Origin of the sequence: Streptomyces sp. NPDC101132, assembly GCF_044759225.1 — a bacterium.
Classification (GTDB): Bacteria; Actinomycetota; Actinomycetes; order Streptomycetales; family Streptomycetaceae; genus Streptomyces.
Map to the genome: position 1 here is coordinate 550,719 of NZ_JBIVYX010000003.1, position 16,894 is coordinate 567,612.

General features: G+C 75.6%; 15 protein-coding genes. 11 read left to right on the forward strand and 4 right to left on the reverse strand.

Features of this window, described 5'->3' with window-relative positions:
• Window positions 1-100: 100 nt before the first annotated feature.
• Window positions 101-1,636: an aldehyde dehydrogenase (NADP(+)) gene (locus ACIQUR_RS10055; RefSeq protein WP_403661180.1), complete on the reverse strand. Its 1,536-nt coding sequence runs from the start codon at window positions 1,634-1,636 to the stop codon at window positions 101-103.
• Window positions 1,637-1,778: 142 nt separating this feature from the next.
• Between ACIQUR_RS10055 and ACIQUR_RS10060 the strand changes: the two genes are divergently transcribed.
• A complete protein-coding gene (locus ACIQUR_RS10060; RefSeq protein WP_403661183.1) occupies window positions 1,779-2,549 on the forward strand; it encodes an IclR family transcriptional regulator in 771 nt (256 codons plus the stop codon).
• Window positions 2,550-2,690: 141 nt separating this feature from the next.
• Here the strand turns inward: ACIQUR_RS10060 and ACIQUR_RS10065 are convergent, their stop codons facing one another.
• Window positions 2,691-3,098: a hypothetical protein gene (locus tag ACIQUR_RS10065; protein ID WP_403661186.1), complete on the reverse strand. Its 408-nt coding sequence runs from the start codon at window positions 3,096-3,098 to the stop codon at window positions 2,691-2,693.
• A gap of 268 nt (window positions 3,099-3,366) precedes the next feature.
• Between ACIQUR_RS10065 and ACIQUR_RS10070 the strand changes: the two genes are divergently transcribed.
• The 7 genes from ACIQUR_RS10070 to ACIQUR_RS10100 all read left to right on the forward strand — a co-directional run bounded on the left by ACIQUR_RS10070 (window position 3,367) and on the right by ACIQUR_RS10100 (window position 10,481).
• A complete protein-coding gene (locus tag ACIQUR_RS10070) occupies window positions 3,367-4,422 on the forward strand; it encodes a hypothetical protein (RefSeq protein ID WP_403661189.1) in 1,056 nt (351 codons plus the stop codon).
• On the forward strand, window positions 4,419-5,687 hold the full coding sequence (locus tag ACIQUR_RS10075; RefSeq protein ID WP_403661192.1) for a sensor histidine kinase: 1,269 nt from the start codon (window positions 4,419-4,421) through the stop codon (window positions 5,685-5,687). The genes ACIQUR_RS10070 and ACIQUR_RS10075 overlap by 4 nt, the downstream gene beginning before the upstream one ends.
• Window positions 5,688-5,806: 119 nt before the next feature.
• Window positions 5,807-6,451: a response regulator gene (locus tag ACIQUR_RS10080; protein WP_403661466.1), complete on the forward strand. Its 645-nt coding sequence runs from the start codon at window positions 5,807-5,809 to the stop codon at window positions 6,449-6,451.
• Between the two features lie 99 nt (window positions 6,452-6,550).
• A complete protein-coding gene (locus tag ACIQUR_RS10085) occupies window positions 6,551-7,999 on the forward strand; it encodes a peptidoglycan D,D-transpeptidase FtsI family protein (RefSeq protein WP_403661195.1) in 1,449 nt (482 codons plus the stop codon).
• A 77-nt stretch (window positions 8,000-8,076) separates the two neighbouring features.
• The gene (locus tag ACIQUR_RS10090; RefSeq protein WP_403661198.1) at window positions 8,077-8,562 is read left to right on the forward strand and encodes a GNAT family N-acetyltransferase; all 486 of its coding nucleotides are present in this window, start codon (window positions 8,077-8,079) and stop codon (window positions 8,560-8,562) included.
• Between the two features lie 77 nt (window positions 8,563-8,639).
• Window positions 8,640-9,347, forward strand: coding sequence for a DsbA family oxidoreductase (locus tag ACIQUR_RS10095; RefSeq protein ID WP_403661201.1), 708 nt, complete (start codon window positions 8,640-8,642; stop codon window positions 9,345-9,347).
• Between the two features lie 69 nt (window positions 9,348-9,416).
• On the forward strand, window positions 9,417-10,481 hold the full coding sequence (locus ACIQUR_RS10100; RefSeq protein ID WP_403661204.1) for an aminotransferase class V-fold PLP-dependent enzyme: 1,065 nt from the start codon (window positions 9,417-9,419) through the stop codon (window positions 10,479-10,481).
• A 121-nt stretch (window positions 10,482-10,602) separates the two neighbouring features.
• On the opposite strand, the gene ACIQUR_RS10105 is transcribed toward ACIQUR_RS10100, so the two are convergent.
• Complete coding sequence (locus tag ACIQUR_RS10105; protein ID WP_403661207.1) at window positions 10,603-11,697, reverse strand: pyridoxal-phosphate-dependent aminotransferase family protein; 1,095 nt, start codon at window positions 11,695-11,697, stop codon at window positions 10,603-10,605.
• Between the two features lie 65 nt (window positions 11,698-11,762).
• Between ACIQUR_RS10105 and ACIQUR_RS10110 the strand changes: the two genes are divergently transcribed.
• On the forward strand, window positions 11,763-12,854 hold the full coding sequence (locus tag ACIQUR_RS10110; protein WP_403661210.1) for an amidohydrolase family protein: 1,092 nt from the start codon (window positions 11,763-11,765) through the stop codon (window positions 12,852-12,854).
• A gap of 344 nt (window positions 12,855-13,198) precedes the next feature.
• Window positions 13,199-14,137 (forward strand): SCO1860 family LAETG-anchored protein, encoded by a 939-nt coding sequence (locus tag ACIQUR_RS10115; RefSeq protein ID WP_403661213.1) that lies wholly within the window; start codon window positions 13,199-13,201, stop codon window positions 14,135-14,137.
• 202 nt (window positions 14,138-14,339) lie between these two features.
• Here the strand turns inward: ACIQUR_RS10115 and cobC are convergent, their stop codons facing one another.
• A complete protein-coding gene (gene cobC / locus ACIQUR_RS10120; protein WP_403661216.1) occupies window positions 14,340-15,791 on the reverse strand; it encodes an Rv2231c family pyridoxal phosphate-dependent protein CobC in 1,452 nt (483 codons plus the stop codon).
• Window positions 15,792-15,931: 140 nt separating this feature from the next.
• Here cobC and ACIQUR_RS10125 point away from each other — a divergent pair, with 140 nt between their 5' ends.
• Window positions 15,932-16,681 carry a ZIP family metal transporter gene (locus tag ACIQUR_RS10125; RefSeq protein WP_403661219.1) on the forward strand — a complete coding sequence of 250 codons (750 nt, stop codon included), beginning with the start codon at window positions 15,932-15,934 and terminating at the stop codon, window positions 16,679-16,681.
• Window positions 16,682-16,894: the final 213 nt, after the last annotated feature.

Consider the following 16,894-nt stretch of genomic DNA (forward strand, 5'->3'; position numbering starts at 1 on the left):
GGACCGGGCCCCGCACGGCCGGTCCGGTCGGCCTCCGACCGCCGGGGCCGTGGCGCCCCCGGCGGTCCCGGGGTGCGGCCCGGTGCCGCCCCGGGGACGGTCAGACCGCTTCGGGGCGCCCGTCGACGCGGCGCGGGAGGCCGAGCGGGTTGGCCTCGCGCAGCTCCGGCGGGAGCAGCGGGTCCGGCACGGACTGGTACGCCACGGGGCGCAGCCACCGCTCGATGGCCGTGCCGCCCACGGAGGTGGAGTGGGAGGTCGCGGCGGGGTACGGGCCGCCGTGGTGCTGGGCGGGGGCCACGGCGACACCGGTCGGCCAGCCGTTCACCAGCACCCGGCCGGCCAGCGTGGTCAGTTGCGCCAGCAGGTCCGCGGCCGTGCCCTCCCGGCCCTCGGCCTCGGCCGCCGACAGCTGGAGGGTGGCGCTGAGGTTGCCGGGCAGCCGGGACAGGACCGCTCCGGCCTCGGCCTGGTCGGCGTACCGTGCGAGGACCGTCACCGGCCCGAAGCACTCCTCCAGGAGCAGTTCGTGCCCGTCGCCCTCGGCCAGCCGCCGGGCGGGCACGGACAGGAAGCCGGCGCCGACCGTGTGCTCGCCGCCCGCACCGGGCGTGACCGGCGAGGTGACCTCGGGGAGCGCGCCCCGCTCGCGTACGCCGCTGATGAAGTTGTCCCGCATCCGGTGGTCGAGCAGCACGCCGGCCTCCGTCTCGCTGACCGCCTTGGTCAGCGCGGCGGCCAGCCGGTCGCCGTGCTCGCCCTCGGGCACCAGGACCAGGCCCGGCTTCACGCAGAACTGGCCGACCCCGAGCGTCATCGCGCCGGCCAGCCCGGCGCCGATCTCCTCGGCGCGCTCCGCGGCGGCGGCGGGGGTGACGAGGACGGGGTTCAGGGAGCCGAGCTCACCGTGGAAGGGGATCGGCACCGGCCGGGCGGCGGCGGCGTCGAACAGCGCCCGCCCGCCGCGGACGGAGCCGGTGAACCCGGCGGCGGCGACGAGCGGGTGGCGGATCAGCTCCAGGCCGGCGTCGAACCCGTGGACCACGGCCACCACGTCCTCGGGCAGGCCCGTCGTGGCGGCCGCGCGCCGCAGCAGCGCGGCGCACAGCTCGGAGGTCGCGGGGTGGTCCGGGTGGGCCTTGACCACCACGGGGCAGCCGGCGGCCAGGGCGCTGGCGGTGTCGCCGCCGGGCACGGAGAAGGCGAGGGGGAAGTTGGAGGCCGCGTAGACGGCGACCACGCCCAGCGGGACCTTGTAGCGGCGCAGCTCGGGACGCGGCGGGGTGAGCGCGGGGTCCGGGCGGTCGATGCGGACGTCGAGGTAGGAGCCCTCCTCGACGGCGTCGGCGAAGGCGCGCAGCTGGTAGGTGGTGCGGGCGAGTTCGCCGGTCAGCCGGACGGGGCCGAGGGCGGTCTCGGCGTCGGAGGCCTCCACCACCTGCCCGGCGGCCTCGTCGAGCAGGTCCGCCGCGGCGCGCAGGAAGGCGACGCGGGCGGTGCGGTCCGCCAGGGCGGGGCGGGCGTCGTGGGCGGCGCGCACGGCGGCGTCCACCTCCTGGGATGTGGCCTCCACCGCAACCTGTTCGCGTTGCTTCCCGGTGCGGGGGTCCACACTCCAGACTGGTGTTGCTGCCATCGCGCACTGCCTCCTGGATCGTCGCTGACCCCGGTGGACGTCGTTCAGTATTCTGAACGACGTTCCGATAGGTGAATCAGTTGAATATGCTGCGGACTCTATTTCCGCGCGATCGAGATTGACAAGAGGGGCAAGGGCGCACATGACGTCTGCCGAGTCCGGCGCGGCGCCGGTGAAGTCCGCCGTGCGCACGGTGGTGTTGCTGGAGTGGTTCGCGTCCCGGCCCGGGCTGCACAGCCTGGCCGAGGTGCAGGAGGGGCTCGGCTACCCCAAGTCCAGCCTCTACATGCTGCTGCGCACCCTGGTCGACCTGGGCTGGGTCGAGACCGACGCGACCGGCACGCGCTACGGCATCGGCGTCCGGGCGCTGCTCGTCGGCAACTCGTACATCGAGGGCGACGAGGTCGTGGCCGCGGCACGCCCCACGCTGGACCGGCTCTCGGACGACACCACCGAGACCATCCACCTGGCCCGGCTCGACGGCACCAGCGTGGTGTACCTGGCCACCCGTCAGTCCCAGCACTTCCTGCGGCCGTTCACGCGGGTGGGGCGGCGGCTGCCGGCCTACTCCACCGCGCTCGGCAAGGCGCTGCTGGCCACGCACACGGACGAGGAGGTGCGGGCCCTGCTGCCGGAGCGGCTGGAGCCGGTGACCGAGCACACGATCACCGACCGGGAGGTGCTGATCGCGGAGCTGGCGCTGGTGCGGGAGCAGGGGTATGCGGTGGACCGGGAGGAGAACACGCTGGGGCTGCGCTGCTTCGGCGTGGCGATCCCGTACCGGACCCCGGCGCGGGACGCGATCAGCTGCTCGGTGCCGGTGGCGCGGCTGACCGGCGGGCACGAACAGGCCATTCGGGCGGCGCTGTTCGACGCGCGGGACCGCCTGCTGATGGCGACGCGGCGGCTTTGAGGGCGTCCCGGAGGATGTGAGGACGTCGCGCCGGCCCGGGCTTCGAGGGCCTCGCGCCGGCTTCCGGGACGTCGCGCCGGCTTCCGGGACGTCGCTGCGGCTTCCAGGGCGTCGCTGCGGCTTCGAGGGCGTCGCGGCGCGTCAGCCGCGGGCGGCCCAGCGGCGGATGCGGGCCACCTGGTGGCGCTTGGCCGCCGTGATCCTGGCGAGCTCGCCGGGGCCGGCCTGGAAGGCGGTCAGCGGGGTCCAGCGGGCCCGGCCGGAGCGGCCGGTCCAGCGGATGGCGGGGAAGTCGGTGACGGCGGTGACCGCCGCGCGGTCGATCACCCGCGTACGGAACAGGCCCCGCACCGTGACCTGGTGCGGGCCGCAGCGCACGCCCACCCGGTAGCCGCGCAGCGCCAGGCCCAGGCAGGCGAGGACCACGCAGAGTGCGACGGCCAGGGCCCGGCCCTCGGCCTGGGCCGCGTACGCGGCGCCTCCGGCGGCGAGCGCGGCGCCGATGCTGGAGTGGGCGACACGGGCCGCGAGCGGCGGGAACAGCTCCATCACCCGCACCTTTCCGCGTGACGACGGGGTGGACCGGGCCGCCTCGGGCTGCCGGTGACGGCGCGTCGCGCCGGTCCGGCCGGGGGAGGCCCGTGCGGGACCCTAGCGCGGGTCCGGGAGAAGCGGAAGGGGTCACTCCCTGTCGCGGCCGGGGGAAGGCGCGGGGCGCGCCCCGGCGCGGGGGTGACGGGTGTCTCCCCCGCACGGGGGAGGGGGTTCCCCATGGCGGGGGAGGTGGCGGGGCGGGGGCCGGCGGGATCGTGGGGCCATGACGACACGAACCGCTCACGACCGGTCCGGCGCCACGGCCCCGGATGCCGGCGACGACTCTTCCAACTCCCGCTCGGACGGCCGAGGTTCCGGCAGCGGAGGTTCCGGTGGGGGCTGGGTGCCCGGCCGGGGGCTGCGGGCCCTGCGCGCGGTCGCCGTGGCCGCCACCGTCCCGTACCTCCTGCTCAAGTCCGCCTGGCTCGCGGGCAGTCACCTCGGCATACCCGAGGGCAGCGTGCTGCGCGAGCCGGGCCTGTTCTTCACCGTCGCCAACGCGGTGACGCTGGCCATGGACGCCACGCTCGTGGTGCTCGTGCTGCTGCTGACCCAGGCCTGGGGGATGCGGATACGGGCCTGGCTGCTGACCGTGCCGGTGTTCGTGGCCGCCGGCCTGCTCGCCCCGATCGTCATCGCCTTCCCCGCGCAGCTGCTGGGCGGGCTGGTCGGCGGCGGGGCGTCGGAGGCCGCCGCAGCCCGGGAGCCCTTCCTGGACGGCTGGGTGCACGACGTCGTCTACACCGGGTTCGGGCTCCAGGCCCTGGCGCTGGCCGGGCTGTTCCTGCCGTACGCCCGGCGGCGGTGGGGGCGGCGTTGGCAGGGGCGGGCCGCGATACCCGGGGGCCGGGCGACGCGGCCGGCGGCCGTGCTCGCCGCGCTGACCGGCCTGGCGGTCGCCGGGGTGCAGGGCTACTGGGCGCTGGGCGGTTCCGCGGGGCTGGACGCGGGCATGCGGGACCGGCGCGACTGGAACACCGCGGTGCTGTGCGGCACGTACGGGCTGCTGGCGCTGGCGGCGGCCGTCGGCGGGGTGCTGCTGGTGTACGGGGCGCGGCTCGGCCTGCGCCGGGTGCGGGGGCCGCTGGCGCTGGCCTGGATCGGGGCGGGCTCCTCGCTGACCTGGGGTGCCTGGCTGACGCTGGCGTCGCTCTCGGTCACCGATCCCGCCAAGCAGAGCACGCTTGAGATGTACCTGACCTACGCTGGTCAGATGATCACTGGACTGCTCGTGGCGGGGGTGCTGGCCCGCTGTCTGACGGCCCGGCAGGCGGAGTGAGGCCGTTCTTCGGGCCCCGGGCCCGGCTGCGCTGGGTCCACCTGATCCTCGGCGGGGCGCTGCTGATGCCGTACTTCCTGCTGGCCTCGGTGGTGGTGGGCGCCCTGAACGACGGGGCGGACGCGTTCTCCTCCCTCCCGGTGATGCTGACCTCGTACGCGGTGGCCCTGCCCCTGGCAGCCGTGAGCGCCCTGTTCCCGCCGGCCCGGCCCATGTCGGTGGCGGCGGTGCGGATGCTGTGCGCGGTGCCCGCCGAGCTGCTGGCCGAGGGGCCCGCCGGGACCTGGGCCGCGCGGGCCAGGACCGCCGCCTGGTGGACGGCCCACCTGGGGACCGGCGCCGTGCTGAGCGGCATGACCCTGGCGGTGCCGCCGATGGCGCTGGTGCTGCTGGCCACGCCGTTCTCCGCGGCGCTGCGCGAGTCGGAGTACGAGCTGTACCCCTGGCTGTCGGCCCTGCCCGGCCGGCTGGTCGCCCCGCTCCTCGGTGCGGCGCTGCTGGTGGTGCTCGCGCTGTGCGCGGCGGCCGCCGGTGCCCTGCTGGCCCGCCTCGCCCCGGTGCTGCTCGGGCCCACCCCCGCCGACCGGCTGGCCGCGGCCGAGGAGCGGGCTGCGGACCTGGCCGTGCGCAACCGGCTCGCCAGGGAGCTGCACGACTCCGTCGGCCACGCCCTCAGTGCCGTCACCCTCCAGGCCGCGGCGGCCCGCCGGGTGCTCGACACGGACCCGCGGTTCGTACGGGAGGCCCTGGCCGCGATCGAGGACACCACCCGGCGCACCGTCGGCGAGCTGGACGCGGTCCTCGGCCTGCTGCGCGACGGGGACGAGCGGGCCGGGCCGGGGGCGCCCGCCCCCACCCTCGCCGCCGACCTCGCCGGGCTGCTCGGCCGCACCCGGGCCGGTGGGGTCGAGGTGGCGGCGGAAGAGGATCCCGGCCCCGTGGGCGACTGGGGGCGGCTGCCCGCCATCGCCTCCCGCGAGGCCTACCGCATCGTCCAGGAGGGACTGAGCAACGTGCTGAAACACGGAAGCGGACCGGTGCGGCTGCGGATCGCCGCGGCCGGCACGGAACTGGAGATCACGATGACCAACCCCCTGGCCACCCCGGCGACCGGCCGGCCCCGCGCGGGCGGCGGGCGCGGGCTGCGCGGCATAGCCGAGCGGGCCGCCCTGCTCGGCGGCCGCGCCGAGGCCGGCGAGCACGACGGCGGCTGGCGCCTGCGCGCCTCCCTGCCCCTCGGCACCCCCTCAGGAGACCCCCGATGACCCCACCCCCAGGAACCCACGGCCAGGGCACGCAGACGGACCCCGCAGAGGGCGCCTCCGCCCAGGGCGCCGAGGGCGGCCCCGCGGGCGGCGCCCCCGCCCAGGGCACGCCCCCGCCCGTGCGCATCGTGCTGGCCGACGACGAGCGCATGGTCCGCACCGCGCTGCGGATGATCCTCGACGCGGAACCCGGGCTGGAGGTCGTCGCCGAGGCCGCCACGGGCGCCGAGGCCGTCTCCGTGGTCCGCGCCCACCGCCCCGACGTGGTCCTGATGGACGTCCGGATGCCCGAGGTCGACGGCATCCGCGCCACCGAGCAGATCCTCGGCTCGATGCCGGACCCGCCCCGGGTCGTGGTCGTCACCACATTCGAGAACGACGCCTACGTCTACGACGCCCTGCGCGTGGGCGCGGCCGGGTTCCTCCTGAAGCGCGCCGAGCCCGACGAGCTGATCGCCGCGGTCCGGCTGGTCGCCCGGAGCGACTCGCTGCTCTACCCCGCCGCCGTGCGCGGCCTGGCCGCCGCGCACGCGCGCCGCTCACCCGCCGCCCCAGCCTGGGCGGCCCGGCTCACCGGGCGCGAGGCGGACGTCCTGCGCCTGATCGCCCAGGGCCTGACCAACACCGAGATGAGCACCCGGCTCGGCGTCGGCCCGGCCACGGTCAAGACGCACGTGGCGGCGGTCCTGGCCAAGACCGGGGCGCGCGACCGCACCCAGGCGGTGATCGCCGCCTACGAGACGGGCTTCATCACGCCCGGGTGAGGAGGACGGCCGGCCCGCCCGGATGAAGAAAACCTGAGAACTCCGCCACAACCGGTGCAGAACGGAACGCGGGGCCCACCCGACGCGTCCTCCCCAGGGATGAACAAGACGATCAGGCGCGCCTCGGTCTTCTGTCTGCTGCTGGTGCTGGCCCTGCTGGTGCGGGTCACCTGGGTGCAGGCGTACGAAGGCAAGGCCCTCGCAGAGAACAAGAACAACCGCCGGACGAAGATCGCGCAGTACGCGGCCCCGCTCGGGAACATCATCGTGGGCGGAAAGGCCATCACCGGATCGAAGAAGGTGGACGCGGGAGACTTCGCCTACAAACGCACCTACACGGACGGGCCGCTCTACGCGCCCGTCACCGGATACAGCTCGCAGGTCTACGGCGCGACCCAGCTGGAGAAGCTCTACCAGGACGTCCTCAACGGCTCCGACAACCGGCTGAAGAACCCGCTCGACGCCCTCACCGGCAAGCGGGCCGACCCCGGCAACGTCCTGACCACCATCGACCCCGAGGTCCAGAAGGCCGGCTACGCGGCGCTCAAGGGCAAGACCGGAGCCGCCGTCGCCATCGACCCCGCCACCGGCGAGATCCTCGGCGTCGTCAGCAACCCCTCCTACGACCCCGGCCGGATCTCCGGCAGCAACGACAAGGAGGCCTGGGCCGAGCTGTCCGCCCACGAGGGCGCCGCCATGACCAACCGCGCCCTGCGCCAGCCGCTGTCGCCCGGCTCCACGTTCAAGCTGGTCACCGCCGCGGCCGCCCTGGAGAACGGCCTGTACGACTCGGTCGACACCCCGACCGACAGCCCCAACCCGTACACCCTCCCCGGCACCCGCACGGTCCTGCAGAACGAGAACAGGTCCGCACCCTGCGAGAACGCCACCCTGCGCACCGCCATGCGCTACTCGTGCAACAACGTCTTCGCGAACATCGCCTACAAGCTGGGCCAGGACAAGATGCGCGAGATGGCGGAGAAGTTCGGGTTCAACGACCGGAAGCAGGACACCCCCGTCCGCGCCTACCCGAGCGTCTACCCCGAGAAGAAGGCCTCGCCCGACCTGGTCGCGCAGACCGGCATCGGCCAGTTCGACGTCACCGCCACCCCGCTCCAGATGGCGATGGTCGCGGCGGCCCTGGAGAACGGCGGGAAGCTCGTCGCCCCGCACATGGTCTCCGAGGTCACCGATGCCGACGGCAACGTCCTGGAGAGCCACCGGGACGCCGCGACGAAGCAGGTGGTCAGCGAGCGGACCGCCGAGCTGCTCCGCGAGACCATGAAGACCGTCGTCGAGGAGGGCGGCGGCAAGCCCGCCCAGGTGGACGGCGCGGAGGTCGGCGGCAAGACCGGCACCGCCCAGCACGGCGTGAACAACAGCAAGAACCCGTACGCCTGGTTCACCGCCTACGGCAAGGCGGGCGGCAAGTCCGTCGCCGTCGCCGTGATCATCGAGAACTCGGACACCGACCGCTCCGAGATCGGCGGCGGCAAGCTGGCCGCCCCGGTCGCCCAGAAGATGATCGCGGCCGCCCTCGGCACGTAGGCCCGCGGCCCCGGGCGGCGGGGCGGACGGGGGAGCGCGCCGGGAACCGCACCGCTGCCCGGCGCGTTCCTCTACCCATGATCAGGACCGCGTACCCCGCAGACCTCGACCCCATCGCCGCCCTCCACACCCGGGCCCGGGCCACCTACTACTCCGGCCGCATCCCGGAGGAGGCCTACCTCGGCGACGCCGAACAGGCCCGCACCCGCGAGGGCTGGGCCCGCGCCATCGAGCGCGCCGACGGCGGGGTGCTCTGCGCGGAACGCGACGGCGAGATAGCCGGCGTCGCCGCCTTCCGCACCGTCGACGGCGCCACCACCCTCACCCAGCTCCACGTCGACCCCGTCCACTGGCGGCTCGGCATCGGCGGGGCGCTCCACGCCGCCTGCGTCGCCGTCTGGCGCGACACCGGTGTGGCCCGCGCCCGGCTGGAGGTCTACGAGCACAACCTCCGCGCCCGGGCCTTCTACGCCGCCCAGGGCTGGCGCCCCGGCCCGGACCCGGCCCCGCGCACCGGATCGCACCGGACGCTCTGGCTGGACGTGACGCGCGCCACGGAATGAGCGGCCCGCCCCGGAGGTTGCCCACCAGTGACGGAGGCGATCCCTCCGCGTCCGACGACCGGGAGACGAGAAGGAACATGCGCGTCGAGATCTGGAGCGACATCACCTGCCCGTGGTGCTACATCGGCAAGGCCCGCTTCGAGCAGGGGCTCGCGGCCTTCGCCCACCGCGACGAGGTCGAGATCGTCCACCGCTCCTTCGAGCTCGACCCGAACGCCCCCCAGGAGGCGGTGCCCACCCTGGAGATGCTGGCCAGGAAGTTCGGCCGCACCCTCGACGAGGCCCGCGCCATGCAGGAGCACGTCGCCGGCACGGCGCGCGCCGAGGGCCTGGAGTACCGCACCGAGGGCCGGGTCAACGGCAACACCTTCGACATCCACCGGATGCTCCACTTCGCCGCCGCGCACGGCCGCCGCGACGCGCTGCTCGACCTCGCCTACCGGGCCAACTTCGCCGGGGAGCGCTCCGTCTTCGACGACGACACCCTGGTCGCCCTGGCCGTCGAGGCCGGCCTCGACGAGGCCGCCGCCCGCGCGGTGCTGGCCGACGGGGACGCGTACGCCGCCGAGGTGCGCGCCGACGAGCGCGAGGCGGCCGAACTCGGCGCGAACGCCGTGCCGTTCTTCGTCCTGGACCGGCGGTACGGGATCTCCGGCGGCCAGCCCGCCGAGGTGTTCACCCAGGCCTTGGAGCAGGCCTGGCAGGGCCGTCAGGTGCTCGCCCCGGCGGCGCCGGAGGGCGAGGTCTGCGAGCCGGACGGGGCGTGTGCCGTCCCGCAGTCATAAGACTTCCTTATTGGTGGCATGTAAAACTCGTCAATAGACTTTTAGTCGCTCCTGGCGCAGGCTGGCGCCATGGAGCGACTTCCCCTTGCCGACGTGACCCGCGCGGAGTTCGCGCAGCAGACCACCTACCTCAACACCGCCACCTGCGGCGTGCTGCCCCAGCGGGCCCTGGCGGCCGTACGGGAGCTCGCCGGGGCGGCCGCCGCCGGCCGCCCCGAGGGCTTCGGCAGCTTCGACTCCGTCACCGCCGCCCGGACCGCCTTCGCCCGGCTCGTGGGCGTCCCCGCCGCGCGCGTGGCCGTCGGCTCCGCCGTCGCCACGCACACCGGCCTGATCGCCGCCTCCCTGCCGGCCGGAGCCGAAGTCCTGTTCGCGGAAGGGGACTTCGCCTCCGTCATCAACCCCTTCCACCTCCGCGGCGACCTCAAGACCCGCTTCGCGCCCCTGGAGAGCCTGGCCGAGGCCGTGCGGCCGACCACGGCCCTGGTGGCCCTGAGCGCCGTCCAGTCCGCCGACGGCCGCATCGCCGACCTCGACGCCGTCCGCGGGGCGGCCGCCGCCCACGGCGCGCGCACCCTGGTCGACGCCACCCAGGCGGCCGGCTGGCTGCCCTTCGACGCGAGCAGGTACGACTACACCGTCACCGCCGGCTACAAGTGGCTGCTGGGCGCGCGCGGAGCCTCGTACCTCACGGTGGGTGAAGAGGCCCAGCCGGGCCTCGTCCCGCTGCACGCCGGCTGGGTGGCCGCCGCGTCCATGTGGGACGCCACCTACGGCCCGATGCGGGAACTCGCCCACGACGCCCGGCGGTTCGACGAATCGCCCGCGTTCCTCGCCTACCACGCGGCGGAGCGCTCGCTGGAGCTCCTCGCGTCCGTCGGCGTCGAGGCCGTGCACGCCCACAACACCCGGCTCGCCGCGCGCTGCCGCGCCGGACTCGAGTCGCTCGGGCACGCGCCCGTACCCGCCCCCGGCTCGGCGATCGTCTCCGTGCCCGGGCTGGGGCACCGGCAGGCGGAGCTGGCGGCCGCGGGTATCCTCACCGCCGCCCGGGCCGGCCACCTGCGGGCCTCGTTCCACCTCTACAACACGGAGGCGGAGGTGGACCGCCTGCTGGACGCCCTGTCCGCGTAGCGGGTGCGGAAGCGGCCGGGGCCGCGGCCGGGCGGCCCCCGCCGGCCACCGGGGCCTGCCGCCCGCTTCCGGGGCCTGCCGCCCGCTTCCGGGGCTTCCCGTCCGCGGCCGGTGCCGACCGTCAGGCCTGCAGCGCCGCCCACGCGTCGGCCGCCGCGGCCACCGCGCCCTCCGCGGGCACCTCCAGGGCCGCCGCCAGCGCCGTCAGCGAGTCCGTGACCACCGCCAGGCTCGCGTCCCGCCCGTAGTGGTTCACCCGCAGCATCTCCGCGGCCAGCGCCCCGCCGCCCGCGGCCAGCGGCACGGCCGGGGCGGCGGCCAGCGCCTTCGCCACCACGGCCGCGGCGTCCAGCCCCGGCGCGGTACGCAGCGTCGTGGCCACCGGCGCAGCAGCCTCCGCCGCGCCCACGTACGGGGCCAGCCCCGGCAGGGCCTCCGCGCCCGCCCGGGTCGCCGCCGCGGCCGCCGCGTGCCGCCGCATCACCACCGGGAGCCCCTCCGCCGCGATCCGGTCCAGGCAGGCCTCCAGCGCCAGCATCTCCAGTTGCGCCGGCGCGTGCAGCAGCGCCCTGCGGCCCCCGTCGATCCAGCGCTCCTTCCAGTCCAGCAGCGACAGGTAGGAGCGGCGCGGGGCCGCCGGGTTGGCCGCGAACCGCTCCCAGGCCCGCTCCGAGACCGACACCGCCGAGACGCCCGCCGGCCCGCCCATCGCCTTCTGCGCGCCGATCACGCACAGGTCCACGCCCCACGCGTCCGGCAGCAGCGGCTCCGCGCCCACCGACGCGACGGCGTCCAGCATGAACAGGGCGCCGTGGGCCCGTACGACCTCACCGATCGCGGCGGCCGGATTGGTGTTGCCCGTCGCCGCCTCCGCGTGCACCAGCGACACGAAGTCGGTCTCCGGATGCGCGGTCAGCGCCGCGTCCACCTGCTCCGCCGTCACCGCGGTGTCGAACGGGACGGCCAGGTCCACCACCCGCGCCCCGCAGTCCCGCAGCCAGTTGCCGAAGGTGTTCCCGTACGGACCCGTCACCACGTTCAGCGCCGTCGACCCCGCCCGCGCGCCGGACCGGATGCACCCCTCCAGCGGCAGCAGCGCCTCCCCCTGGGTGACCACCACGTCCTGCCCGGTGCCCAGCAGCGCGGCGACCCCCCTCTCGATCGACGCGAAACGCTCCGCGGTCAGCGGTGCCAGGTCAAGGAGGGGGTGGCTCACGGCGGTGCTCTCTTCGTCGGGGACTACCCGGTCGACCCTAGCCCGCGCGTGCGTAAAGTGCCGCCATGAGCGATCACGCCGTACTGCACGTGAAGGGGCGGGTGCTCGTCGGGCCCGACGACGTCCGCGACGAGCTGTGGGTGGTCGGCGGCCGGGTCTCGTACGAACGCCCGCGCGCCGCCCGCGAGATCACCACGGTCGAGGGCTGGGCGCTGCCCGGCCTGGTCGACGCCCACTGCCACGTCGGCCTCGACCGCCACGGTCCCGTCGACGACACCACCAGCGAGGAGCAGGCCCTCACCGACCGCGCCGCCGGCACGCTGCTGATCCGTGACGCCGGATCGCCCTCCGACACCCGCTGGATCGACGCCCGCGAGGACCTCCCCAAGATCATCAGGGCCGGCCGCCACATCGCCCGCACCCGCCGCTACATCCGCAACTACGCCCACGAGATCGAGCCCGAGGACCTGGTCGCGTACGTCGCCCGGGAGGCGCGGCGCGGCGACGGCTGGGTCAAGCTCGTCGGCGACTGGATCGACCGCGACGCGGGCGACCTCACCGCCTGCTGGCCCCGTGCCGAGGCCGAGGCGGCCATCGCCGAGGCCCACCGCCTCGGGGCCCGCGTCACCGCCCACTGCTTCGCCGAGGACTCCCTGCGCGACCTCGTCGAGGCGGGCATCGACTGCATCGAGCACGCCACCGGCCTGACGGAGGAGACCATCCCGCTCTTCGCGGAGCGGGGGGTCGCGATCGTCCCCACCCTCGTCAACATCGCCACCTTCCCCCGGCTGGCCGAGGGCGGCGAGGCCAAGTTCCCGCGCTGGTCCGCCCACATGCGCCGGCTCCACGAGCGCCGCTACGACACCGTGCGCGCCGCCTACGACGCGGGCGTCCCGGTCTACGTCGGCACCGACGCGGGCGGCTCCCTCCCGCACGGCCTGGTCGCCGAGGAGGTCGCCGAACTCGTCAAGGCCGGCATCCCCGCCCTCGACGCCCTCTCGGCCACCGCCTGGGGAGCGCGCCGCTGGCTGGGCCGCCCCGGCCTCGACGAGGGCGCCCCGGCCGACCTCGTCGTCTACGGGACCGATCCGCGGGCGGACGTCCGGGTGCTCGCCGCGCCCCGGCGGATCGTCCTCGACGGCCGGGTCGTCGCCTGACGCGCGCCGTCCAACGAGCGCAGGTCACGGGCCCGCCCGCGCGTTACGGGCCCGGTTGACGAACCGTTACCACCGGCCCCGCGCGGTCGTTGTGCTCGCCCGGCGGTGCCGCGTGCGGCCCGGCGTACGCGCCCGTTCCGTGTGACGGGCGGGACGTACGGGGAAGCGCGGACCCCGAGATTCGAAAGCCCGCACGGAAACCCCCCTTTGGAGTGAACTCACGCCAGGTCGCCACCCGTTCACTCTCAGTGCGTAAGGATTCCGGTGGTCGAGGCCGTCGGCGCGCGCAATGTCCCCCATTGGCGCCGCCGAGGGCTCCATATCTCGTTGGGGGTTCCACCACCTTGAACAGCAACACCTTCCGCCTGCCCGCACGCCGTTCCTCCGCCGCCCTGGCCGCCGCGGCCCTCGTCGCGGGTCCCACCGCGCTGCTGGCCGCCGCACCCGCGCACGCCACCGGAGGGGCCGGACGGGACGGCCGGGCGAGCGCCGTCGTACTGCGCACCGGGCTCGACGTCGGACTGCTCAACAAGACCGTCCACGTGCCCCTCAAGGCCACCCTGAACGAGGTCACCGCCCCGGCCAGTGCCGAGAAGACCGCGCTCACCGTCACCCTCGACGGGGTCGACCAGGGCCGCCCGGTCAGCGTCCTGCGCGCCGACGTGGCCAGCGCCAGGGCGACCGCGGACAAGCGCCGCGCCGAGGGTTCCGTCACCCTCGCCAACGCCCGGGTGCACGTCCCCGGCCTGCCGCTGCTCTCCGTGATCCAGGTCGAGAAGGTCACCGCCGAGGCCGTCTGCGTGAAGGGCCGCAAGCCCACGGCCGAGTCCAACGTGCTCGGCGCCGTCACCGTGCTCGGCAAGAAGGTCACGCTCTCCGCGGGCGGCACCACCAAGGTCGAGGTGCCCGGCGTCGGCGAGGTACGGCTCGACCTGTCCGGCACCGAGACCACCTCCCGCACGGCCGCCGCGACCGCGCTGAAGCTCAAGGTCTCCGTGAACCCGCTCAAGCTCAACGTCGCCGAGGTGGAGGGCGAACTGGTGCTGGCCGAGGCCACCTGCGCCACCCCGGCCGGCGGGGCGAGCCCCTCGCCCACCCCGACCGTGACCCACACCCCGCCCAAGCCCGGCGTGAAGCCGCAGACCGGCCCCGGCAAGGCCAACCTCGCCGAGACCGGCGGCAGTTCGGTCACGCCGTACGTCGCCGGCGGCGCCCTCATCCTGCTCGGCGTCGGCGCGGGGGCGCTCGTCATGAGCCGCGGCCGGGGGAACAGCGGCGCCTGACCGGCCCGAGGGGGGATCCCGTGACGGGATCGCAGGGGAGCTGAGGGGGAGGGCGCCGGTACAGGGCGCCCTCCCCCTCGGCATGTTCACCGCGTCACCGCGTCACCGCGTCACCGCGTCACCGCGTCACGGCGGCACGGTGCTCACGGCGTCATGGCGTCACGGCGGCACCGCGCTTCCGGCGTCACGCCGGCCGCCGGCGTCACCGCGTCGTCAGCGTCAGCGCCTGGTCCAGCGCCTGGAGGAACCGCCCGGTCGTCGCCCGGTCCCGCACCGCCAGCCGCAGCCAGTCGGGGCCCAGTCCCGGGAAGGTGTCACCGCGCCGGGCGGCGAAGCCCAGCGTCCGCAGCCGCGCCCGCACCTCGTCCGCCCGGTCCACCCGGATCAGCACGAACGGGCCCTCGGCCGGCCGCACCGCCCGGATCTCCTCGAACTCCGCCAGCCCCGCCAGCAGGTGGTCACGGTCCACCGCGATCTGCCGGGCCGCCTCCTCCGCCTCCGCGAGCGCCCGCTCCGACACGCACGCCTCGGCCGCCGCCAGCGCCGGCGTCGAGACCGGCCACAGCGGCTGCGCCCGCTCCAGCAGGGCGATCGTCTCCGGCTCCGCCAGCACGTAGCCGATCCGCAGCCCCGCGAGCCCCCAGGTCTTCGTCAGGCTCCGCAGCACCACGAGACCCGGCACGTCCGTCCGGCCCGCCAGGGCCTCCCGCTCGCCCGGCACCGCGTCCATGAACGCCTCGTCCACCACCAGCACCCGCCCCGGCCGCGCCAGCTTCACCAGCGTGGCGGCCGGGTGCAGCACCGACGTCGGGTTGGTGGGGTTGCCGACCACCACCAGATCCGCCTCCTCCGGCACGTCCGCCGGGTCCAGCCGGAAGCCGTCCTCCTCGCGCAGCAGCACCCGCTCCACCCGGTGCCCGGCGTCCAGCAGGGCGGCCTCGGGCTCGGTGAACTGCGGGTGCACCACCACCGGCCGCCGCACCCGCAGCGCCCGTGCCAGCAGCACGAACGCCTCCGCGGCGCCCGCAGTCAGCAGCACCCGCTCCACCGGCAGCCCGTGCCGCTCGGCCACCGCGGCCCGCGCCTCGCGCCCGTCGGGATACGCGGCCAGGGTGTCCAGCGACAGGGCGATGTGACGTCTCAGCCATTCCGGCGGGGTGTCCGCCCGCACGTTCACGGCCAGGTCCACCAGGCCCGCGATCCCGCGCACCTCCGCGTCCCCGTGGTGCCGCAGGTCGGGCCCGCCGTCCCCGCCGGACCCGGCCGCGGTCGCCACCGCGCAGGTGGCCCGCTCCGACCGCTGCTTCGGTACGAGGAGTTCGCCCCCCGCCGCCAGCGCGGCGGCCTCCGCCACCGACGGGGTACCCGCGGCCGACTCCACGGCGGCCGACGGATGCGGCACCGGCACCCCGGCCAGGGTCCGCGCGTCGTACGCCACCACGGGCACCCCGAACCGGGCGGCCGCACCGACGATCCCCGCCTCGCCCGCCTTCCCCTCGACCGTGGCGAGCGCCGTCACGGCGGCGGGCGTGAGCCCCACCCCGCGCAGGGCCTCCTCGACCACACCGCAGACCTCGTCCACGGACACGCCCTCGCGGGCACCGACACCGACGACGACCCGCGCGGCGCCCGCGCGGGATATGAGACCGATCAATCGAGTGGTCCTCTCGAAACTGTGGGGGGGGATCGGGTTCAGCGATGATTCACCGGCGTCAACCCGCCGGTCAACGGGGTGCCCCGCCGTGTCGCCGCCCGGAGGTGCGCGAATCGCCGCGGATCGGTAAGCAGGGGCCCATGGCGGTGATCGTCGCGCTGGGCGCGTTCCTGATGACGCTGGCGGGCGGGTGGACGGCGCAGCGCGTCACCGACCGCCGCCACCTCGTGCTCGGCCTCGCGGGCGGGCTGATGCTGGGCGTGGTCGGCCTCGACCTGCTGCCGGAGGCGCTCGACGCGGCCGGCACCGAGGTGTTCGGCGTGCCGGCCGCCCTGCTGCTCTTCGTGGCGGGCTTCCTGACGACGCACGTCGTGGAGCGCCTGCTGGCCGTGCGCCAGGCCGCCCACGGCGCCCAGGACGGGACCGGGGGCGGGGGCGGCAGGGGAGACAGGGCGCCCCAGGTCGGCCTCACGGCTGCCGCCGCGATGGTCGGCCACAGCCTCATGGACGGCGTGGCGCTCGGCGCGGCCTTCCAGGTCGGCGGCGGCATGGGCGTGGCCGTGGCGCTGGCCGTCATCACCCACGACTTCGCCGACGGCTTCAACACGTACACGCTGGCCAGCCTGTACGGGAACGACCGCCGCAAGGCCACGGCCATGCTGGTGGCGGACGCGCTGGCGCCGGTCGTCGGCGCCGCGTCCACCCTGCTGTTCACCCTCCCGGAGGAACCCCTCGGCGCGTACCTCGGCTTCTTCGGCGGCGCCCTGCTCTACCTCGCGGCGGCCGAGATCCTGCCCGAGGCGCACCACGATCACCCCGCCCTCTCCACGCTGCTGTGCACGACCGGGGGAGTGGGCGTCATCTGGCTGGTGGTCGGCATCGCGGAATGAGCGGAGCGACCGGGAGGAGCGGAACGGGTGGGAGGGGCAGAACGGGTGGGATGACCGGAACGGGCGGATCGCCCCGACCGCCTCGCCCGTGGACCGGAGCGCCCCGCCGCGGGTCACGCCGCCCCCGGACCGGAGCGCCCCGCCGCGGGTCACGCCGGAGCCGGACCGGAGCGCCCCGCCGGCCCGCGGTCCTCCGGCCGCGGGCCCCCCACC